This is a genomic window from Colwellia sp. PAMC 21821, from assembly GCF_002077175.1.
Classification (GTDB): Bacteria; Pseudomonadota; Gammaproteobacteria; order Enterobacterales; family Alteromonadaceae; genus Cognaticolwellia.
In genome coordinates this window covers 4590526-4611184 of record NZ_CP014943.1, presented here as the reverse complement: position 1 = coordinate 4611184, position 20659 = coordinate 4590526, and the positions used below count along the sequence as shown (strand labels likewise).

The 20659-nt window shown below is 37.5% G+C and carries 20 protein-coding genes; 15 read left to right on the top strand and 5 right to left on the bottom strand.

What is annotated here, in order from left to right:
- Positions 1-325: 325 nt before the first annotated feature.
- Entirely contained in the window at positions 326-1288 is a 963-nt protein-coding gene (rluC, locus tag A3Q33_RS19225; RefSeq protein WP_081182804.1) for a 23S rRNA pseudouridine(955/2504/2580) synthase RluC, read from the top strand.
- Positions 1289-1439: 151 nt separating this feature from the next.
- Here rluC and A3Q33_RS19220 read toward each other — a convergent pair whose 3' ends face one another.
- The 3 genes from A3Q33_RS19220 to A3Q33_RS19210 all read right to left on the bottom strand — a co-directional run bounded on the left by A3Q33_RS19220 (position 1440) and on the right by A3Q33_RS19210 (position 3487).
- Positions 1440-2015 carry a CBS domain-containing protein gene (locus A3Q33_RS19220; RefSeq protein ID WP_081181519.1) on the bottom strand — a complete coding sequence of 192 codons (576 nt, stop codon included), beginning with the start codon at positions 2013-2015 and terminating at the stop codon, positions 1440-1442.
- Between the two features lie 354 nt (positions 2016-2369).
- Complete coding sequence (locus A3Q33_RS19215) at positions 2370-2645, bottom strand: hypothetical protein (RefSeq protein WP_081181517.1); 276 nt, start codon at positions 2643-2645, stop codon at positions 2370-2372.
- Between the two features lie 242 nt (positions 2646-2887).
- Positions 2888-3487: a Maf family protein gene (locus tag A3Q33_RS19210; protein WP_081181515.1), complete on the bottom strand. Its 600-nt coding sequence runs from the start codon at positions 3485-3487 to the stop codon at positions 2888-2890.
- A gap of 119 nt (positions 3488-3606) precedes the next feature.
- On the opposite strand from A3Q33_RS19210, the gene yceD reads away from it, so the two are divergent.
- From yceD to mltG, 9 genes are all read left to right on the top strand, one after another.
- Positions 3607-4119 carry a 23S rRNA accumulation protein YceD gene (gene yceD, locus A3Q33_RS19205; protein WP_081181513.1) on the top strand — a complete coding sequence of 171 codons (513 nt, stop codon included), beginning with the start codon at positions 3607-3609 and terminating at the stop codon, positions 4117-4119.
- Positions 4120-4155: 36 nt separating this feature from the next.
- On the top strand, positions 4156-4326 hold the full coding sequence (gene rpmF, locus A3Q33_RS19200) for a 50S ribosomal protein L32 (RefSeq protein ID WP_081153814.1): 171 nt from the start codon (positions 4156-4158) through the stop codon (positions 4324-4326).
- Positions 4327-4371: 45 nt separating this feature from the next.
- Entirely contained in the window at positions 4372-5367 is a 996-nt protein-coding gene (gene plsX, locus A3Q33_RS19195; RefSeq protein ID WP_231295872.1) for a phosphate acyltransferase PlsX, read from the top strand.
- A 121-nt stretch (positions 5368-5488) separates the two neighbouring features.
- Complete coding sequence (gene fabD, locus A3Q33_RS19190; protein WP_081181509.1) at positions 5489-6424, top strand: ACP S-malonyltransferase; 936 nt, start codon at positions 5489-5491, stop codon at positions 6422-6424.
- Between the two features lie 6 nt (positions 6425-6430).
- Positions 6431-7165 (top strand): 3-oxoacyl-ACP reductase FabG, encoded by a 735-nt coding sequence (gene fabG, locus A3Q33_RS19185; RefSeq protein ID WP_081153808.1) that lies wholly within the window; start codon positions 6431-6433, stop codon positions 7163-7165.
- A gap of 164 nt (positions 7166-7329) precedes the next feature.
- The gene (gene acpP / locus A3Q33_RS19180; RefSeq protein WP_077286054.1) at positions 7330-7563 is read left to right on the top strand and encodes an acyl carrier protein; all 234 of its coding nucleotides are present in this window, start codon (positions 7330-7332) and stop codon (positions 7561-7563) included.
- Between the two features lie 324 nt (positions 7564-7887).
- Positions 7888-9120, top strand: a complete 1233-nt coding sequence (gene fabF, locus A3Q33_RS19175) for a beta-ketoacyl-ACP synthase II (protein WP_081181507.1) — start codon at positions 7888-7890, stop codon at positions 9118-9120.
- Positions 9121-9228: 108 nt separating this feature from the next.
- Positions 9229-10050 (top strand): aminodeoxychorismate lyase, encoded by an 822-nt coding sequence (pabC, locus tag A3Q33_RS19170; RefSeq protein ID WP_081181505.1) that lies wholly within the window; start codon positions 9229-9231, stop codon positions 10048-10050.
- Between the two features lie 9 nt (positions 10051-10059).
- Positions 10060-11091, top strand: a complete 1032-nt coding sequence (gene mltG, locus A3Q33_RS19165) for an endolytic transglycosylase MltG (RefSeq protein WP_081181503.1) — start codon at positions 10060-10062, stop codon at positions 11089-11091.
- Between the two features lie 207 nt (positions 11092-11298).
- Here the strand turns inward: mltG and A3Q33_RS19160 are convergent, their stop codons facing one another.
- Both A3Q33_RS19160 and A3Q33_RS19155 read right to left on the bottom strand, forming a co-directional pair.
- Positions 11299-11916, bottom strand: a complete 618-nt coding sequence (locus A3Q33_RS19160) for a biliverdin-producing heme oxygenase (RefSeq protein ID WP_081181502.1) — start codon at positions 11914-11916, stop codon at positions 11299-11301.
- Complete coding sequence (locus A3Q33_RS19155; protein WP_081181501.1) at positions 11897-14791, bottom strand: bifunctional diguanylate cyclase/phosphodiesterase; 2895 nt, start codon at positions 14789-14791, stop codon at positions 11897-11899. Before A3Q33_RS19155 ends, A3Q33_RS19160 begins: the two co-directional genes overlap by 20 nt.
- Positions 14792-15315: 524 nt before the next feature.
- Here A3Q33_RS19155 and tmk point away from each other — a divergent pair.
- The 5 genes from tmk (at position 15316) to A3Q33_RS19130 (ending at position 20483) form a co-directional block, all read left to right on the top strand.
- Positions 15316-15951 carry a dTMP kinase gene (tmk, locus tag A3Q33_RS19150; RefSeq protein WP_081181500.1) on the top strand — a complete coding sequence of 212 codons (636 nt, stop codon included), beginning with the start codon at positions 15316-15318 and terminating at the stop codon, positions 15949-15951.
- A 561-nt stretch (positions 15952-16512) separates the two neighbouring features.
- On the top strand, positions 16513-17532 hold the full coding sequence (locus A3Q33_RS19145) for a DNA polymerase III delta subunit-related protein (protein ID WP_081181498.1): 1020 nt from the start codon (positions 16513-16515) through the stop codon (positions 17530-17532).
- 2 nt (positions 17533-17534) lie between these two features.
- Positions 17535-17861, top strand: a complete 327-nt coding sequence (locus tag A3Q33_RS19140; protein ID WP_155866811.1) for a PilZ domain-containing protein — start codon at positions 17535-17537, stop codon at positions 17859-17861.
- A 145-nt stretch (positions 17862-18006) separates the two neighbouring features.
- Positions 18007-18792 carry a TatD family hydrolase gene (locus tag A3Q33_RS19135; RefSeq protein ID WP_081181494.1) on the top strand — a complete coding sequence of 262 codons (786 nt, stop codon included), beginning with the start codon at positions 18007-18009 and terminating at the stop codon, positions 18790-18792.
- A gap of 461 nt (positions 18793-19253) precedes the next feature.
- Complete coding sequence (locus tag A3Q33_RS19130; protein ID WP_081181492.1) at positions 19254-20483, top strand: spore maturation protein; 1230 nt, start codon at positions 19254-19256, stop codon at positions 20481-20483.
- Positions 20484-20659: the final 176 nt, after the last annotated feature.

Here is a 20659-nt window from a genome sequence, read left to right as displayed (position 1 = left end):
TTACATAATCGCTTTATTGCGCGGGACAATATGTTTATGTGGTTGTTTTTGACAAGTTACACGCGTCAAATTCACAATAGGCCTTACTTTTAGTATCTCGATAATGATGTTTGATAAAATTATCTAATACTAACGTGGCCGCATATTTGCCTCTTACGTCTCGCTTAAAGCATCCTTTTTACTTGTTACGGCTGAAATGCAGCGGTAACCATCCTATTATCACACTTTATTTATCGATAAGGCAATAAAATCCTCGTTTTAATTGCCTGTTATTTTAAAAAAATATGTTAAACTGCGGGCAATTATGGTTCCTAGTAAAACAGATATGACAGATAGCCCAAGACCTCAAGTAAGATTTATTACCGTAGACAGTGAAGATGCGGGTCAACGTATTGATAATTTTTTAGTGAAAACACTCAAAGGTGTACCAAAAAGTATGCTGTATCGTCTTTTACGAAAAGGCGAAATTCGGGTCAATAAAAAACGCACAAAACCTGAATACAAGCTAGTTGACGAAGATATTATTCGCGTGGCGCCTATTCGTGTTTCTGAAAACACTAATACGGTGTCTACACAATTAAATGTAGTGGCGAATTTAGAGAAGCAAATATTATTTGAAGATGACCGCTTAATTGTTATTAATAAACCGTCTGGCATGGCTGTGCATGGTGGTAGTGGTTTAAGTTTTGGTTTGATTGAAGCATTGCGAGCTTTGCGACCAGATGCGCGAATGCTGGAACTTGTACATCGACTAGACCGAGATACTTCTGGTTGTTTAGTGGTAGCAAAAAAACGTTCTGCATTACGTCATTTACACGAGCAGCTAAGAAATAAAACCGTACAGAAATTTTACCATGCTTTAGTTAAAGGTCGTTGGTCGACTAAATTAACGCGTGTTGCAGAAGGTTTGAAGAAAAACGATTTAAAATCAGGCGAACGGGTTGTGGTCGTTGACAATATCAACGGTAAAGAGTCGGAAACGCGCTTTAAAGTTATTCAGCATTATAAAAACGCCACACTCGTTAGAGCTTTCCCTGTTACTGGACGTACACATCAAATTCGTGTGCATTGTCAAACCAAGGGGCATTCAATTGCCTGTGACGCAAAATATGGTCATGAAGATTTTGACCTAGAAATGAAAACCTTGGGATTAAAACGTTTGTTTTTACATGCGGCTAGTATTGAATTTATTCATCCGTTAAGTAATGAGCCAATTAAAATTGAAGCACCTTTAGAGCCTTCGCTAGAAAAACTGTTAAAGAAATTGACTAAAGCGGATGTGCATTAGACAAAACCGGTATTAGCTTTGTAAACAGTATTAACAGTTTAAGCAATAAACGTAAAAACTAAAAAGGCACAGTTGTTGGATGATCGGATCATCCATTTACTGTGCCTTATTTTTTCTAGTATCCCACCGTGCTGATGAAAAATCTGCTGACTTACATTGAACTGGCTTTTTGATGTACTACGTCATAAACTGACCCAAAGGATTGTTTAACATTCAGATCCAAATCCATATGGAGTTTTCTTGCTATATCACTCGTTGAGATAACGCCTCGTATATGATGACTCTCTCTATCCAGTACTAAGCAGTGACGAAGCTGATAGTTCTCTAAAGTTGATACAACATCACCAACGGAGGCGCGTAACAATTCACTATAATCAAACGCATGAAAGTCTGCCTTTGGGATCATCAAATCTTTAACTAATATGTCTTCGCGCGCAATACCTTTAGAGAGTTTTGCGACAATGTGCTGTTCTGATAATTCGTTTGTACTGATAATACCAATAAAATCATCGTTTTCAGCAACCACTATATTCATTCTAACGTGGGTTTTTAGCATTAATTGTAATGCCGTTACGGCCATCGTATCGCCATCAATCATCAGCGCTTTATGGACTTTAAAATCAGTGAATATTTCTACTGCTGGTGATGCTAAGTTAATTTCTTCAAATTGCTCTGGTGTTATAATGTTGTCTGTTGCTTCTAAATTAACTAAATGTAATTTTTTCATATTTACCTCAAAATTTCTTTCAGCATAGGTCGAACAAGTTTTTTACGACGGATATATGCTCTCGCCAAATTCAGTATTTTTTCGAATGATATTTTGGTTTTTATCATTTTAAATCGAACTTTCTCAATTTCGTCATTACTGACCATTTTTAAACTGATCATAGCTAACACTGTATACACAGATGTTGAAAAATGAATTGAGCATCTTTACTGAATTAAAATGTCGGCTATTTGTACTTTTTATTAAAAAAGTTTGACGATATACGAATACGCTGGGTATTTATTAATATCCTGACACTTAATTTAAACAAGTTTTAAATGTACAAAAAACCTTATTTTCATGTGATTTGGTTGATTAAGAAGTAAATGGTGGGGCTCTAGAGTGAAAGTTATTAAAGTAGGGTTCTATAATGTCAGGGTTGCGGTAACCAATACTAATGTAGGTATAAGAACGAAGATAATTTGCTGTGTGGGTTAATAGTGCAGGATTATCAGAATCTACATCTTCTGTAGTCTCAAGTTCAACAATGTTTGCTTCGTTAAAACTTAAATCACTTAACGTTACAACTGCTATTTCATTTACTGAAACAGTGGTAAGTAAAACAGTTAATATGAAAAAGAGTTTAAACATCAGCAGCTACGTTTTAAATTAATATTATTTGGCATCATACTTAATATTATGGAGTGGAATAATTTGAATTCAAGTTTAAAGGGATAAATAAAACGATGAAGTTTTATTTATCCCTTTAGTAACTAAAGTAACTAAAGTAACTTAAGTAAATTAGGTCAGTTTATTTTATCTGCTAAAAAACCAGAGTAATTCTTATCCAGAGTACTTCTTATATAGTAGACGTCAATTTAATAACAGCTAATTTAACGCTGTTTAGCCTGCTCAGCTAAAACGTCAACACCATGTTGCTTTAATAACTCAACCAGCTTTATCAGCGGTAAACCGATTAAACTGTTTGGGTCTTCACCTTCAAGTTTTTTAAATAAACAAATACCTAGTCCTTCACTTTTGAAGCTACCAGCACAATTATAAGGTTGCTCTGCGTGTAGGTAGTTTTCAATGTCGCTGAGTGAAAGCTCATTAAAATGAACCAAAAAGGGCTCTATTAAAGACGTTGTAAAGTCTAAACCGCTATCGTAGACACAAAGCCCGGTATAAAAGGCGACAGTTTTATTACTAAATTTTTCTAGTTGCTTAACTGCATTTTCAAAATTATGCGGTTTTCCTAGAATTTCTCCGTCGCACATCGCTACTTGATCTGAGCCTATGATTAAGGCATCAGGAAATTCGTTAGCAACGGCCTTCGCCTTTTCAACGGCTAAACGTTGCACCAATGCGACAGGCGATTCGTTTTCAAACGCGGTTTCATCTATATTAGGTTTAGCGCAAGCAAAGGGAATGTTAAGTTTTGCTAAAATTTCTTTACGAAAAGGGGAGGTGGAGCCTAAAACAAGTTTTTTCATTAATATCACTCAAAATATAAACAGATTATTGTTAATATATGGCCTATCTTGAGTTTTTAAACAAATTAAGCTATTTTTCTTTTGACACAAGCCGGTAGGCACTTTATTATGCGCGCCTTATGAAGAATCTTAAACTCCCGATAACGATAGACCCATCCAGAAGCGCACAGCGAAAGTTAGTGTGTGAAGGATACTTTGAAGTATCTGGGATGAATAGATTGCTTGCTGTGTGTGATGCACAAGGTGAGCAAGTACAAGTAAATGCTAATTTTAGTGTGGATGAAGTTGGTTTGGTAGTAATATCAGGCAACTCATCGGCAACGGTTACATTAACTTGTCAGCGATGTACTGAAGAGTTTGACTCGGTATTAGAAGTAGATTTTACTTTTAGTCCGGTGAAAGACGCTGAAGCCGCAGCAGAGTTGCCGTCATATTATGACGCAATTGAATTAGATGAAAATGGTGAAGTTAACTTGCGAGAGTTGGTGGAGGATGAGTTTTTACTCGAGATTCCATTAATTCCAAGGCATCCAATCAAAGATTGTCAGGCTCCGTCTGATAGTACTTGGGGGGAATTGCCTGAAGAGCTAGAAAAACCAAATCCATTTGATATATTAAAGAAAATTAAATAGTTAAATTTAGCTAATAACCGATTTTAGGAGTAGGCAATGGCAGTTCAAAAGAGCAAAAAGTCTCGTTCAAGACGTGGCATGCGCCGTTCACATGACGCAATAACGACAACGCATTTATCAACAGATCCAGTATCTGGTGAAACTCACCGTCGTCACCATGTAACAGCTGATGGCTTTTACAAAGGTGTTAAAGTAATCAATAAGTAATCTGTAACGATTACCTTGATTAATCTAACCATAGCGTTAGATGTTATGGGGGGCGACCAAGGCCCCCACGTAACACTTCCTGCGGCAATGCTCGCAATAGAAAACTTCCCCAATCTTCACTTATTACTGTGCGGTGACGAATCTGTCATAGTTGAAGAACTGACAAAAAATAAATTTTATCCACATCCAAGAATAACCCTATTCCCGACAACTCAAGTTGTTGAAATGGATGACAAACCTATTTTTGCCCTGCGTAATAAAAAACAATCTTCAATGCGCAAAACCTTAGATTTAGTTCATGACGGCCAAGCACAAGCTTGTGTTAGTGCGGGAAATACTGGCGCGCTTTTTTCAATGGCGCATTTCGTTTTAAAAACATTACCTGGTGTAGAACGCCCCGCGTTAATCTCTGCATTGCCGAGTAATAAGCCTGATCAACATGTGTTTATGTTGGACTTAGGCGCGAATGTTTTTTGTGATTCTAGTGTTTTATACCAATTTGCGATTATGGGCTCTGTCATGGCGAAAGAGGTAGACGGCATTGAAAACCCGAAAGTCGCTTTATTGAACATGGGTGAGGAAGACAACAAAGGCAGTGATCATATTAAACAAGCTGCCAGCTATTTACAGGCCAATGATGATATAAACTATATTGGTTTTATAGAAGGTAATGATATTTTTACTAATAAAGCCGATGTGATTGTTTGTGATGGCTTTGTCGGTAATGTTGCCTTGAAAACTTGTGAAGGTGTGGCAAGAATGGTCTATACCCAACTGCAAGAAATCATTAAAAAACACTTTTTAGCGAAAATTATGGGCAAATTGTTGTCTCGGACCTTAAAAAAACTGTTTAAACCCATGAACCCCGACCAGTATAACGGCGCAAGTTTGATAGGATTGCGCGGTATTGTGGTGAAAAGTCATGGTAATGCCAATATAACAGCTTTTTATACGGCTATTATTGAAGCGATTACTGAAGTTGAACGGCAAGTACCAACAAAAATTAAAGATAAGCTTGAACATAGCTTGTGCCATAAGTAATGTTGATGGTGCAGTGTTATACCTAAAATAGGTAGATTAAAGCTTAATAAATTACAGCGGCGCAGATCAGAACAAGATTTACGCGGTTACAGTGGTAAATTAAATATAATTAGGTCAAATAATGCAAAATAATTTAGCGTTTGTCTTTCCCGGTCAAGGTTCACAATCTTTAGCTATGTTAGCTGACTTTGCTGAACATGAAGTGGTACAAAGTACTTTTTCTGAAGCATCTGAAGCACTAGGTTACAATTTATGGCAACTGGTTCAACAAGGGCCGGTTGAAAAATTAAACCAAACAAACTTTACTCAACCTGCGCTATTAACAGCAAGTGTTGCTATTTGGCGTGTATGGCATGCTAGTTCATCAGCAACCCCTAAACTTTTAGCGGGTCATAGTTTAGGTGAATATTCTGCGTTAGTTTGCGCAGGCGTGTTATCTTTAGCTGATGCGGTTAAGTTAGTTGAAAAGCGCGGTGAGTTTATGCAAGCGTCTGTGCCTGAAGGTGTTGGTGCTATGGCTGCCATTATTGGCCTAGATGATAAAATTATTATTGATGCTTGCGCAAAAGCAGCTAATAATGAGGTTGTTTCAGCGGTTAATTTTAATTCTCCTGGCCAAGTGGTTATTGCTGGTCATAAAGCTGCGGTTGAACGCGCTGGAGTGTTATGTAAAGAAGCGGGCGCTAAGCGTGTACTTCCATTACCTGTAAGCGTGCCATCACATTGCGCATTAATGAAAGACGCCGCAGATAAGCTAGCTGAAGAATTTAACAATGTTACTTTTAATGAGCCAACAATCCCAGTGGTTAATAATGTTGATGTTGCAACAGAAAGCTCAGTTGAAGCCATTAAATTAGCACTCATTAAACAATTATATAGTCCCGTTCGTTGGACGGAAACTATTCAGTATTTAGCTCAGCAGGGTATTGAAGTTGCAATTGAAGCAGGCCCAGGTAAAGTGTTACAAGGCTTGCTAAAACGCATTGATAAAGCCATTGTATGTCAATCAGTTAATGACAGTGCGTCGTTAGCTAAAGCATTAGAATCAGTAGAGTAAAATTATATGTTTTCATTCGAAGGTAAAGTCATTTTAGTGACAGGCGCAAGTCGTGGTATTGGTAAAGCTATTGCAACACAACTTAAAGCGATGGGCGGTAATGTTATTGGTACGGCAACATCTGAGCACGGTGCAGCTAATATCAGCGAGTATTTAGGTGAAGGGCAAGGCTTAGTATTAAATGTTACTGATGATGCCTCAATTAGCGCTATGTTTGATTTAATTAAAGAAAAACATGGCGCGGTTGATATTTTAGTTAATAATGCAGGTATTACGCGTGATAATTTGATGATGCGTATGAAAGATGATGAATGGAATGATATTATTAATACAAACCTAACGTCAGTCTTCAAAATCAGTAAAGCGGTATTGCGCGCGATGATGAAGAAACGTAATGGTCGTATTATCAATATTGGTTCAGTTGTTGGTACAATGGGTAACGCGGGTCAGGTAAACTATGCAACAGCGAAAGCTGGTTTAATTGGTTTTACTAAGTCTTTAGCTCGAGAAGTTGCTTCTCGTGGCATTACTGTTAACACAGTATCGCCAGGTTTTATTGATACTGATATGACACAAACATTGACTGACGAGCAAAAAGAAGGCATTTTTGCACAAGTACCGGCAAATCGTTTAGGTAAGCCGGAAGAAATTGCTAACGCTGTTGCTTTCTTAGCATCTGATTCAGCAGCGTATATTACGGGTGAAACATTGCACGTAAATGGCGGCATGTACATGGTTTAACATAAGCTCCTTTTTTGGTTACTTTATGTTAAATTCGAATAAATTATACACAGTCAACAGGTTAGACCAGCAAAAAAGTAAAATTAGAAGCTTGCATGGTTGGCTTTTGACGAATAAACTACACACAATTTTGAAAAATTGTATTTTCTAGTAAAGGAAGAAAAATGAGTACTATCGAAGAACGCGTTAAAAAAATTACTATTGAGCAACTTGGTGTAAGCGAAGACGAAGTTAAAGTTGAAGCTTCATTTGTTGATGACTTAGGTGCAGATTCTTTAGACACTGTTGAATTAGTAATGGCGTTAGAAGAAGAATTTGATACTGAAATTCCTGATGAAGAAGCTGAAAAAATTACAACAGTTCAAGCAGCAATCGATTACGTTACTGCTAACCAGTAATAACAAACGAATGTGATTAATTTCAGGCGGTTTAATTACCGCCTGATTTGTTTTTATCGTTTGAAAAATATTACAACCCATTTCAAAAATCAGACACACTGTTTTTGAATCAGTTAATTATATTACCGACTAATATCAAGTTGATTAATTATCTGCACATTTTTAATGATTAAAATAAAAAACTACGGCGTTATTAATTTTATTAGTAGAATAACTACTGACTAGATTTATGCTTTGTATTTATTCATTTTTCTCATAAAAAAGTAAAACACTTAATTAGTCTAATTGGTACCATATTCAACTCTATCGGAGGCAGCACATCTTATGAGACGCGTTGTAGTTACCGGTCTTGGCATGCTTAGCCCATTAGGCAACAGCCCTGAATCAACCTGGCAAAACCTACTACTTGGTAAAAGTGGTATTTCTAACATTACGCATTTCGATACTGCAGAGTATCCAACGCGGTTTGCTGGCTTAGTTAAAGATTTTGATGCACAAGACTATATGGCTAGAAAAGAAGCCAAAAAAATGGATTTATTTATTCAATATGGCGTTGCTGCTGGTGTGCAAGCTATCAAGGACTCTGGTATAGAGATCAATGAAGAGAATGCTCAGCGAATCGGTGTTGCTGTGGGTTCTGGCATTGGTGGTTTAGGCCTTATTGAAGATAATCATATTAAACTGTTAAAAAATGGACCGCGTAAGTTGTCACCATTTTTTGTCCCTTCTACTATCATCAATATGATTTCTGGTCACTTATCGATAATGTTTGGCATGAAAGGGCCCAATATTTCAATCGTTACCGCTTGTACCAGTGGTGTACACAATATTGGTCATGCGGCCCGTATGATTGCTTATGGTGACGCTGACGCTATGGTTGCTGGTGGAGCAGAGAAAGCTTCAACTACCATGGGCATGGGTGGCTTTGGTGCTGCGCGTGCTATGTCTACGCGCAATGATGCCCCTGAACAAGCTTCACGCCCGTGGGATAAAGACCGTGATGGTTTTGTGCTAGGCGATGGCGCGGGTGTACTTGTACTTGAAGAGTATGAACATGCAAAAGCACGTGGCGCTAAAATTTACGCAGAACTCGCAGGTTTTGGTATGAGTGGCGATGCTTATCATATGACATCACCCCCTGCCGATGGCGCTGGTGCTGCGTTAGCGATGCAAAATGCGATTAACGATGCAAAAGTTGATATCGCCGATATTGGTTATATTAATGCCCACGGCACATCGACACCAGCAGGTGACATTGCTGAAACCAATGCGGTTAAATCAGTATTTGGCAATTTAGCCTATGATGTAATGGTTGGGTCAACAAAATCAATGACCGGTCATTTATTAGGTGCTGCGGGCGCTGTTGAAGCTATTTTTAGTATTCAAGCCTTGGTTAATGGTGCTGTGCCGCCGACGATTAATTTAGATAACCCGGATGAAGGCTGTGATTTGGATTATGTAGCCCATACCGCACGAGATGCAAATTTAGATTACGTGCTGTGTAATTCATTTGGTTTTGGCGGTACTAACGGTTCACTAATCTTTAAAAAAGTTTAATTCGTTAGCTAACGTTCGACAACTTTATTAAATTTAATGTTCTGTAAATGTTAATACAGCTTGAATTCATATGCTTAAGCCTGAATACTGAGTGTTCAGGCTTTTTTTATGGCAATGATGACAAGTATGGCGTTAAGTTTTGTAGATGGACAAGTAGCTGATTCGATTTCAATTGATGATCGTGGATTAGCCTATGGCGATGGTTGTTTTACCACAGCATTAGTGATTAATGGCGAAGTGGCTATGTTGGCGCAGCACCTTAACCGCTTGGTGCAGCAAAGCCAGCAGCTTGGCTTACCTAGTTTTGATTTATCTGCATTAAAAGAAACCATAGCGCACATCAGCGCCGATATTAATATTGGCATTGTAAAAGTTATTATTACTTGCGGTAGTGGTGGAAGAGGTTATTCTCGTATTGGTGCTGAACAAGCAAAAGTGATTGTTTCAGTCCATGATTATCCAACACACTACCCTCAATGGCAAAAACACGGTATATCTGTTGGTATTAGCGATCAAAAGCTTGGTATTAATCCGATGCTTGCGGGTTTAAAGCATTTAAATCGTTTAGAGCAAGTAATGTTAAGAGCAGAGCTCGATAAACGCCCTGAAGATGATCTGCTTGCGACTGATGTTAATGGCCATGTGATTGAATGTTGTAGCGCTAATGTATTTTGGTTAGCAGCAGGGCAATGGCAAACACCTAAATTAACTACTGCCGGTGTCGCGGGTTTAATGCGTGAAAAAATATTATTAAATCATGCCGACATTACCCCAGGTAATTATCAACTTAAAGCATTGAATAATATTGAGGCAATGTTTATAACTAACGCTATTTTAGGTATAGTGCCTGTTAAGGTTTTTAACGGTCAAAAATTAGATATTTCACTGGTTACCCGCATGCAAAACCAGCACATAAATACTAAAAGTTAACATAAAAAGATGAAAAAACAATTTCTCAGCTTACCCGTGTTGGTTAAACGAACAATATATACTTTAGCAGCCGCTGTGTTTCTCAGTACATTGGCCGTTATTATTGTGATGTTAATGTCACAAATGAAAGTGCAGCAACCATTAACCATCAAGCAAACCGAGTTTATCACCATAAAACCAGGCACCTCATTTAATGCCTTCACAAAACAACTGGTTAATAAAGGCTGGATGGACAATAGTTTTTGGTTACGTAGCTATGCTAGATTCAATGCTGAACATAGCAAAATAAAATCTGGTACATATCAAATAAAGATGAACACCCGCACGATAGAGCTACTTAATCTGGTGGTATCAGGTAAAGAGCATCAGTTTTCTATTACTTTTATTGAAGGTAGTACATTCAAGGAAGTTTTAGCGCAGTTAGCAGAGCACCAACATATTACTCATCAACTTGCTAATCTATCGGTCGCAGAGGTAGCGAAAAAATTATCAATTGAGCAAGATAATCCCGAGGGATGGCTGTTTCCAGATACCTATGCTTTTACCCAAAATACGGCTGATTTCAGCATTATTAAGCGTGCACATGAAAAAATGCAAAAGTTGCTTGAAGAGCAGTGGGATAATAGAGCAGAAAATTTACCCTATAAATCACCATATCAAGCGCTGATCATGGCGTCAATTATTGAAAAAGAAAGTGGTAAACACGCTGAACATCCGCGTATCTCATCTGTGTTTGTTAACCGTTTGAATAAAAGAATGCGTTTGCAAACCGATCCTACGGTAATTTATGGTTTAGGAGATCGTTACCAAGGTGATATTACCTATGCACATTTACGTGAGAAAACGGCTTATAATACCTACAAAATAAATGGCTTGCCGCCTACGCCTATCGCTTTACCGGGTGCTCAAGCATTACAAGCGGCTTTACATCCAGAGTCGAGCAATTACCTATATTTTGTAAGTAATGGCGCCGGAGAGCATATATTTTCGACGAATTTAGGCGATCATAACCGTGCAGTAACAAAGTATCAGCGTAGATAACACTCACATTTGATCTTTAACTCGTTAATTCAGCGCTTTTAGCGAGGCATGTTTTTTTTGGGAGGGAATATACAGACTAATCTTCTATTGAAAAGCCATTCATTGCATCATTTATTTTCATACTATTAAGCTTAATACCGTCATAACAAATTTCGTCATAACACATGTTGATATGGCGTAAGCTGAAAACCACAAACCACAAAAATGTTAATTGTGTGCCAAGGATAAACTCTGCTTATTGCTAATTTTTGCCTCTTGAGCAAACCATGTTATGAGTTGTGTGAAACAGGTGGTAGCGGCATCTATTACTGCTTGTTGTTCACAGTTACCTTGCTTGACAAGTGCGTCTAGATTAAGCTTCCAGTGATTAATATCAATAGTGTTTTGACTGACATTAGCATAATAATTAAAACCATAATGCTCAGCCAATGGTGACTTTTGTAATTTTCTAAGAATAAAACGTGCGCCAAGTTGAGCGCCGGTTAACACATAGCTATAACCTAAATATTCATCGACAGAGCTAATGATCGGTTTTGGCACTGCAATGGTTGCGTTAAATTGATAGCTAAAGCTGTCAGTTTCTGTGCTCAAGGCGGATAATTGGTTGTCTATAATTGAAAAGGCTGGGGGAGTTAAAAGCTTTACTGCAGCATCTAAAGTGGGCTGCCAAGCATTAAAACACTGGTAGAAATACAGCATAGCGGCTTCATATTGCTCAGCACTTAGCGACGCAGACATTAAATTTCTGAGTACAGGCAGTTTATCCAGCTCACGGTGATATGGGCTTGTCGCTTGTTTTAATTGTTCACTTAGTGGTAATAGCATGGCTGATATAAGTCTCTATAAATTGTTCACTAGGCATAGGTTTGGAGAAAAAGAAACCTTGGCAAGTATCACACTCTAGGCCCTTTAATATATTAAATTCTACGTTGGTTTCAACGCCTTCTGCGACGACTTCAAGCTTAAGTTTTTTACACAATTCGATAATACTTTCGACCATAGTAAACAGGCTATTGTCTTGGGTCATATTAGAGATAAAAGATTTATCAATTTTTATTTCATCAATCGGCAGTTTCCATAAATAATTAAGTGAAGAGTAGCCGGTGCCAAAGTCATCTAACGAAATAGAAAAGCCTTTATCTCGAAGGGCTTGTAGGTTTTCTATCGCTAAATCGTGGTTTTTCATGAAAATAGACTCAGTGATTTCTAGTCTAATATTATGTGGTTTTATGCTTGGGAAAGCGGCAAAGACATAAAGTATATCTTGTTGAAACTGTGGGTCTAATAACAGGCTTGGACTGATATTAATCGACAGCGTTTCAAAAGAGGCCATTAAGTCAAATAGCTGCCATTTCGAAAAGTCTTGGCAGGCTTTTTTAATGATTTTTAACGTTAGCGGTTTGATTAAATTATTCGCTTCCGCAATCTGAATAAAAACTTCGGGGCTGATATAACCAAATTTAGGATGATTCCAACGGGCTAATACTTCCGCTCCCGTGATATTTTTATTGTAATCACATTGCGCTTGAAAATGTACTTCCATTTCCCCATTGGCGATATGTTTACGCAAGTCTATGGTCAATATGGCCTTTTTATTAAAAGCATCTTGATCGCTGCTATCAAAAATATGGTAACAATTTTTTCCTTTGTGCTTCGCAGAAAACATCGCAATATCAGCGCGTTTAAGCATTTCGTTAAAATCAATATCATGCACATCGCTGGTGAGCACTCCAACACTGGGCGTGATAACATAAGTGTGTTCATGATCGAAAATTGGTTCGCCAATGCGCTTAACCACTTTCTCTGCTAAATATGTCAACTCTTGTTCTTTATCATGTGTGAACACGATAACGAATTCATCGCCACCGAGTCTAACTACTAAATCGTCAGGTCGAGAGCAACCTTTTAAGCGTTTAGCCACGTTGATCAGAATACGATCGCCAGTTTCATGGCCCATAAAATCGTTAACATCTTTAAAGTTATCTAAATTAATAAACAGCAGTGATATGTATTTGAATGAATTAATCGGGCTGAGGTTTTCAATATAACATTTTAAGTAAGTGCGGTTTGCTAGATCAGTTAGGCAGTCATAGTGGGCGTTTTTCTCTAATTTATTTTTCAGTAATTCATTACTTTTTACACTGGTGTAATCTTTACAATTTGTAAAAAAATACTCTAATATTTTTGTGTCTTTTTCGGTCCAATAATCACATTGGCCTTTTACTTTTTCTCGCCAAAAGGCAAACGAGCTACGAGGTTCTAGATGACGTTGGTTGTTTTTAACTACGATATCAACCGTTTTGGGAGCACCGCCCCATATAATAGTTTTGACGACTTCTTTACGACCAATAAACACATAAAAATCAGCTGGAATTTTTGAACGCATAACATAAATACCGACCATATTTTCAAGCCCAGGTATTTTCTTATGCTCGCTGTGAAGCTCAAAAGATTGATATTCAGTGCCACTTTGTCCATCAAATAATGCGGTTATGGCATCAATACTTCTGCGTTCTAAAACTATAAATTCGTCGTGTTGCAAGGTGTAGCAATTATCTCCGTAGATAACACCGAGATAGTCATAATCAGCGAGTTGATTTATGGCTCTTAAAGAATTTTCAAATAAACTCTGTGATACAGGCACCATTTTAGCATTGTGGAAAGTGTTTTCTATACATGCCTTCACCGTCATTAAATGAGTGATTTGATTCATTTTTATAGAGGGCATTAAATACGTAGAGATAATCTCGCTAAACAATTCACAGGTGATTTTAAGCTGAGCAACGATGTGATTAGGTGGCGTTTTAGGCTCATTATGATGAAAAGAAACTAAGCCCCATAATTTATTATCCACTAAAATAGAGAGAGAGATAGTCGCTTTTACGCCCATATTCTTGAGATAAATTCTATGCATATCAGAGATGTTACGCAGTAAAGAGTAGCTTTGATCTAAGTATTGTTCGTTTGGCAATTTAGCCGGTATTAGCGATGAAGGGGCGGCATCGATATTGGCAAACACTCGAACTTTGTTCAGTGTATATAAAGCTCTAGCTTGTTTTGGAATGTCTTCAGCTGGAAAGCGCATATGTATATATTTTTGCTTTTCTCGCACTGAAACAGCTTCGGATACTATTTCACCTGACCAGTCGGGTAAAAATCGATAAAGCATTACGCGATCAAAATTTGTATGTTCTTGAAATTGGCTGGTAATAGTGTCAAATATTTCTTTGGTGTTTTGTGCCTTGCGCAAAGTTTCAAGCATATAATTCATTTGCGAAATAAGAATAGAGGAGCTGTAAGTATCAGCAGAGCATGGTATGAACTCTAAAGAAATCCAATGGCCAGCCATGTAGGCAACACATTCCCAAATATCACCGGCAATAACAGCGTGAGAGTCTAATTCTAACTTAATTGTGCGGTCATATTTGAGCTTATTTAGCAGCTCTGGCTCAGAAAATGTTAGCCAATCAGAGATAGTAGTATCTAGTATTTTAGTACTTAAGGTCAGCGAATCATGAGTGTATTGATTGAGCAGACTAATAATATTGTCTGAGTATTGCACAACTTGTAAGGTCTTGGGGTCAAGAACCAGTTGGAATCCATGCGGTTGTATATTACCAATTAAATGAATGGGTTCCGCTGCGCAAGCTTCAGCTTCTTCAGTGGTAATCTTCCTTGTTTCTCTACTCACTTTCGACATTTAGAAGTTACTTATTTTTAATAACCATAATTTTATTATATTGATTTCAGTTAATTAGTAAACAGCTAAAGTTGCTATTTCTATCATTTAAAAATAACGAGTTTGTTAATGGGAGTAGTTGGGATAATATTGATAAGCTACTGATTACAAGTGAGAATAGAGAGGCTGGCGCGCATTTTATTGTCGTGTTTATAGCTATTTTAAAGTATGAAAAAAATTAAATGCTACGCCTAACGTTATTGACTCAAGTTAATCGATTCAAGTTAATTGATTTGTATTTACTGGCTTTGTTGGAGAGCTATCGACACCAGTGAGGCAATTCATTTAGGTATAGTCACTAAATTATCTGATAAAATTTAATAATCCAAATATAATAGTTTGTTACTTAAGTGTATTCGTGTTTTAAGAAAACATTACACAATATGTTTATTTTCAGAAGAATCTGCGGATAAGTCTTCAAAATATTTTAATAAATTTGTAACTACTGTAAGCTTTACTTTAGTAATGAGAAATTGAGAAATTGTATGAACAAAGGTTTTATGGTTGTTTTTGATGGCAGTAATGGTGCTGGGAAAACAACGGTTATTAATGAAGTAGAAAAATATATCTCATCAAAAGGTTTAGATGTTGTTTTAACAAGAGAGCCAGGTGGTACAAGAATTGGTGAAAAAATCAGGCATATTATTCTTGATCCCTCAACACCAGAAATGTGTGATATGACAGAGTTAATGTTATTTGGCGCTGGACGTTCACAACATATTCAAGAAAAAATAAAACCCGCATTACAAGCAGGAAAAATAGTAATTTCAGATAGATTTGACGCGGCAACGTTTAGTTTTCAACATTATGCTAGAGGCATTGACCTCGCCAGCATTATGAAAATTAACGATTTAGCATTAGCCGGTTTTCAACCTGATATGAATATTATTTTAGATTTAGATCCTATTGAAGGCTTAAAAAGAGTAAAGAGTCGCGGCGAAGGGCTAGACCGCTTAGAAGATGAAAAATTAGACTTTCTTATTAAGGCTAGAAATGGCTATTTAACGCAGGCAAAAGCTCAGCCTGAGCGTTTTGTTATTATTGATGCATCACAATCTAAAGATGCAGTGTTGAGCGATGTAATTAAGGTTATTGACGCTTTAATTATTAAACAAAGTTAATTGTTACTCACATTTTATTTTTAATATCGAATGCTTAAGCGCTAATTAAGCGCTAATTAAGCGCTAATTATGCTCTGTTAAGCGTTTATTTTCATGACTACGCTGACAATTATATTTTTGTAGATGGCTAATATTTAGTTTGATATTAATTGCCGTTACGCCGTTTAAAATAGCAATTTCACTGGTTTAGTGAAAGCGACAGTAATACCAATTGAAATAAATAATCGATCATTTTAAGGCGGTTTAAATCGTCAATAACTGCGTTGTTTTCAATCACACACGCCCGCTATTACTCGACAATTGCTCCTGCATTGTTCTACTTACGGGCATCCATGCCCTAATCAATCAAACGCCTTGCCTGCAGGGATGCAGGTACTTATGTTTAGTCTGGAACAATAAACATGTGTTCTTGAACAATTTATCCTCGCTTAAAATTGGTCAATAACTTATTACATTTGGTATAAGACACGATATAATAAATGCTATTCAATATAGCCGGTGCAATAAAATGAAAATAATAAAGCACACGACGCTGTTATTTATGCCAACAAAGGCGATTAGATGAAAACTTGGTTACTTGCTCTTCAACAACAATTATCGCGGCAAATACGCGAAAAAAAACTCCCTCATGCCTTACTTATTTCGGGTGTTGATGGTGCAGGGCAGCAAGATATTGCACAGTGGCTTATTAAAGTGCTGTTATGCCATGACTTGGAACAAGCGTTAAAACATGGTGTAAAACAAGACAGAAATCCTAATAATGCCAGCCAGGCAACTGAAAATGAAAGTGCCGCAACACCGTTGATTCTTCAACCTTGTGGTATTTGCAAAACCTGTAAGTTATATGCGAAAGATAGTTATCCTGATCACCTCACTATTGTTTCAGATAAAAAGACCATAGGTGTCGAGTTGATTCGCAATCTCAGTCACTTTTTTGAGAAGACGGCGCATATTGGGTTAGTAAAAACAGCGTTGGTTAACCATGCCGATACCATGACAATATCAGCGGCTAATGCTTTATTAAAAACCTTAGAAGAGCCAACGGCGGATAGTTTTATTGTTCTAACAACGCATAGTAGTGATTTACTGCTACCGACTATTATTAGTCGTTGCCATGAATTTGAAATACGTCCACCTGTTGGTAAAGCACTTTTAGCTGAATATGGTCAGCACGGCGATGATGCTTTTGTAAATCTTAGTCACCTGAGTGAATTATCAGATGAAGCTACCGGCGTTGCATTTGTAACGTTTCGTGATAAGGTCAAAGCTTATTTATTTGCTCATCAACATCGCGCAGATATACTTGCAATATTGGTTGATCATCATGATGGTTTTCGATGGCTAGAGAAGATTCTCGTCAACTTAATGCGCCAACAGTGGGGATGGCCTACTGCGGGAAGCATTAATGAGCCAGAGAATGTCATTAATAAACAGCAGTTATGGCAAGTATATAATTTAGTACAAGTTGCCAATGGTCAGTTAAAGACCTTAGTGCAAGTTAATCGACAGTTTTTAAGTGAAAAACTACTCGCAGATATTAGTGTTGTTTTACAAGATAACGCGCAAACAGTAGAGGAATGATTTTGGAACACATTACACTTGAATTTATTTCAGATCGCGATTTATATCAGTCATATATGCCATTTATGAAAAATGGGGGCTTATTTGTTCGCACAACTGAGCACTTTGAATTAGCCGCCGATGTGATATTAAACGTGAGTTTACCTGACTCATTAGAGCCGTCTAAAATCGTAGGCAAAGTTTCTTGGATCACACCTATTGGTGCGCAAAATGGTACGCCAGCGGGTATAGGTGTCAGCTTTGTAGAAGACCCTGACAATATTCGTAATCAAATTGATAAATCAATAGGGCGGCTATTAAATTCTTCTGAGCCCACTTTATCAATGTAAATAAAACGGTGTCGCTGAACTTAACAAGCACTATTTAGTATGTGAGAAAATTAGCAGGTATACTGCTGATTTTTCTTGTTGAACAGTAGACACCTACATCATTCTTCCCATATTAATTTAAAGCACATTCGCACGGAGTAACCCAGTGTTTATAGATTCGCATTGCCATTTAGACCGACTTAAACTTGAAGAATTTGACCATAATTTAGATAATGTAATTGATGCCGCACTTGCTGAAAAAGTGGATACGTTATTGTGTGTTAGCGTTACTTTACAAGACTTTCCAGCCATGGCCGAGCAAACCGCTAAATATGACAATGTTTGGATAACCTGTGGTGCGCATCCGTTGAATCAAGATGATGAAATAGATCCTGAGCAACTCAAGGGTTTAGCAACACACCCACGGGTTATCGCTATTGGTGAAACCGGCCTTGATTACTTTTATGCGCCAGAAACAAAGCCCGTTCAGCTAGATTCTTTTCGAAAGCATATACGTGTTGCCAATCAGTTGAATAAGCCTTTGATCATCCATACGCGTGATGCGCAAGAAGACACCTTAGCTATTTTAAGAGCTGAGCAGGCAGAAAATGTGGGTGGAATATTACATTGTTTTACCGAGAGTTGGGAAATGGCTGAGCAAGCGATAGCTATGGGTTTTTATATTTCCTTTTCCGGCATTGTCACTTTTAAAAATGCCGCAGCGCTTAGAGAAGTCGCAAAAAAGGTCCCCGCTGATCGATTTTTAATTGAAACTGATGCACCTTATTTAGCGCCGGTGCCACATCGTGGTAAACAAAATCAGCCTGCTTATGTAGTAGAAGTTGCGAAGCATCTTGCGAGTATTCGTGGTACTTCTGTTGCTGAAATTGCCAAGCAATCAAGTGAAAACTTTCATCGCTTGTTCCCTCAAACAGCACCCGTTTCGCTTTAGTCGATAAAAAAATGCCCAAAACTACTGCTAGTTTTGGGCTCAGGGGGATGGCTCAATTACGTTGAACCTACGCTAATAAACCATGAAAGTAAGCGAATTCATTACTAATAAAACTATCTTCAAAGCCTTAAAATCCACATACAAATTAACAATAAAATCTCATGTTATAACTATCTATACTCTATCTAAGAGGGAAATCTGCACTCTATCTAAGACGGAAGCGAGTAACTGGTTGACAAGGTTAAGTGTAGTGGAAGATATTATAAATGCAAAATTATTTTATAAATAGTTATTCTATTGATTTTAATCTTATTTATTGGTTTTTTGTTATTTATTTATTAAACGGATTTTTTGGTTGTAGAGCGTATACACACGGCTGATTACTGGTTGAATTACTAGGTAATCATCACTTTTTATGTCATGATATTTTCTTCCAATAATAAAAATTAAAAGAGCTGGATTTGTTAAATCGTATTTGGAGCGGATTCTTTTTCGTCGCATTTATTTCTGCCATGATTCAATGGCTAGTATTCGATCAAATTTTAATTTTTGAAGAAATTGTAAACGCTATTTTCGATATGTCGAGAGTAACGGTAGAAATTGCTATTGGCCTGATCGGCATTTTAAGCTTTTGGTTAGGTATGATGAAAATTGCCGAACATGCTGGGATTATCGATAAACTTGCACAACTTATTTCACCGCTTTTTACTCGTCTTATGCCAGAGGTACCCAAAGGGCATCCAGCAATTGGCTCTATGACGATGAACTTGTCGGCTAATTTTTTAGGTTTAGATAACGCTGCTACTCCACTCGGCTTAAAAGCTATGCAAGATTTACAATTACTGAATCCAAAAAAAGAAACCGCCTCTAACGCACAAATTCTATTTTTAGTTTTGAATACTTCCTCGGTTACTTTATTTCCAGTGACAGTATTTGTGTATCGTGCCCAACAAGGGGCGATAAATCCTACCGATGTATTTATCCCTATTTTACTGGCAACATTTGCCTCAACCTTGGTCGGCTTGTTTGTCGTTGCGTTTGTACAAAAAATAAAACTATATCAGCAGGTTATTTTTATATATTTAGCCGCCGGTATTGCTCTTATTGGCGGTATTGCGGTTTATTTTAGTACCTTAAGCGCCGAGTTATTAGCGCAACAGTCATCATTAATGGGGAATTTGTTAATATTTACTACCCTGATCAGCTTCATCTTCTTTGCTTTAAAACGTCAGGTCAATGTTTATGACAGCTTTATTGAAGGGGCGAAACAGGGCTTTGAAACCAGTATTAAGCTTATTCCGTACTTGTTAGCTATGCTGTGTGCTATTGGCGTATTTAGAGCCAGTGGTGCATTAGATATTTTGGTTGATGGTATTAGACAGCTAGTTTTATTTTTTAATGGTGATACTCGCTTTGTAGATGCTTTACCTACCGCTTTTATGAAGCCTTTAAGTGGCTCTGGCGCACGAGCGATGATGATAGAAACCATGAATACACATGGTGCTGACTCATTTGCCGGTCGTTTAGCTTCCATTGTTCAAGGTTCAACTGAAACAACATTCTATGTTTTAGCTGTCTATTTTGGCTCAGTGGGTATTCGCTATAGTCGCCATGCTTTGGCCTGTGGTTTGATTGCTGATGTTGCCGGTATAACAGCAGCTATCGGAGTATGTTATTGGTTTTTTGGCTAAACAACAAAATTGTCGACAGTTATCTCGCTTCACTTCTGCCAAGCTGGCGCTTGCAAAATACTATCATGGTTTTCAATATTTACCTTTAATAGGCGCTCATACAGTGACTTTTATGGGCGATTACTCCACATCTTACGACTGTATTACTATAAATTCCCCCTGAATAAAAAATAATT

Excerpts from the sequence above, each read along its gene's own strand:
- pabC (WP_081181505.1), top strand. The coding sequence starts at position 9,229 with ATGGCAATGATGACAAGTATGGCGTTAAGTTTTGTAGATGGACAAGTA.
- A3Q33_RS19155 (WP_081181501.1), bottom strand. The coding sequence starts at position 14,791 with ATGTCGAAAGTGAGTAGAGAAACAAGGAAGATTACCACTGAAGAAGCT.
- tmk (WP_081181500.1), top strand. The coding sequence starts at position 15,316 with ATGAACAAAGGTTTTATGGTTGTTTTTGATGGCAGTAATGGTGCTGGG.
- fabD (WP_081181509.1), top strand. The coding sequence starts at position 5,489 with ATGCAAAATAATTTAGCGTTTGTCTTTCCCGGTCAAGGTTCACAATCT.
- rluC (WP_081182804.1), top strand. The coding sequence starts at position 326 with ATGACAGATAGCCCAAGACCTCAAGTAAGATTTATTACCGTAGACAGT.
- acpP (WP_077286054.1), top strand. The coding sequence starts at position 7,330 with ATGAGTACTATCGAAGAACGCGTTAAAAAAATTACTATTGAGCAACTT.
- fabF (WP_081181507.1), top strand. The coding sequence starts at position 7,888 with ATGAGACGCGTTGTAGTTACCGGTCTTGGCATGCTTAGCCCATTAGGC.
- mltG (WP_081181503.1), top strand. The coding sequence starts at position 10,060 with ATGAAAAAACAATTTCTCAGCTTACCCGTGTTGGTTAAACGAACAATA.
- plsX (WP_231295872.1), top strand. The coding sequence starts at position 4,372 with ATGGGGGGCGACCAAGGCCCCCACGTAACACTTCCTGCGGCAATGCTC.
- rpmF (WP_081153814.1), top strand. The coding sequence starts at position 4,156 with ATGGCAGTTCAAAAGAGCAAAAAGTCTCGTTCAAGACGTGGCATGCGC.
- A3Q33_RS19160 (WP_081181502.1), bottom strand. The coding sequence starts at position 11,916 with ATGCTATTACCACTAAGTGAACAATTAAAACAAGCGACAAGCCCATAT.
- A3Q33_RS19215 (WP_081181517.1), bottom strand. The coding sequence starts at position 2,645 with ATGTTTAAACTCTTTTTCATATTAACTGTTTTACTTACCACTGTTTCA.
- yceD (WP_081181513.1), top strand. The coding sequence starts at position 3,607 with ATGAAGAATCTTAAACTCCCGATAACGATAGACCCATCCAGAAGCGCA.
- A3Q33_RS19210 (WP_081181515.1), bottom strand. The coding sequence starts at position 3,487 with ATGAAAAAACTTGTTTTAGGCTCCACCTCCCCTTTTCGTAAAGAAATT.
- fabG (WP_081153808.1), top strand. The coding sequence starts at position 6,431 with ATGTTTTCATTCGAAGGTAAAGTCATTTTAGTGACAGGCGCAAGTCGT.
- A3Q33_RS19145 (WP_081181498.1), top strand. The coding sequence starts at position 16,513 with ATGAAAACTTGGTTACTTGCTCTTCAACAACAATTATCGCGGCAAATA.
- A3Q33_RS19220 (WP_081181519.1), bottom strand. The coding sequence starts at position 2,015 with ATGAAAAAATTACATTTAGTTAATTTAGAAGCAACAGACAACATTATA.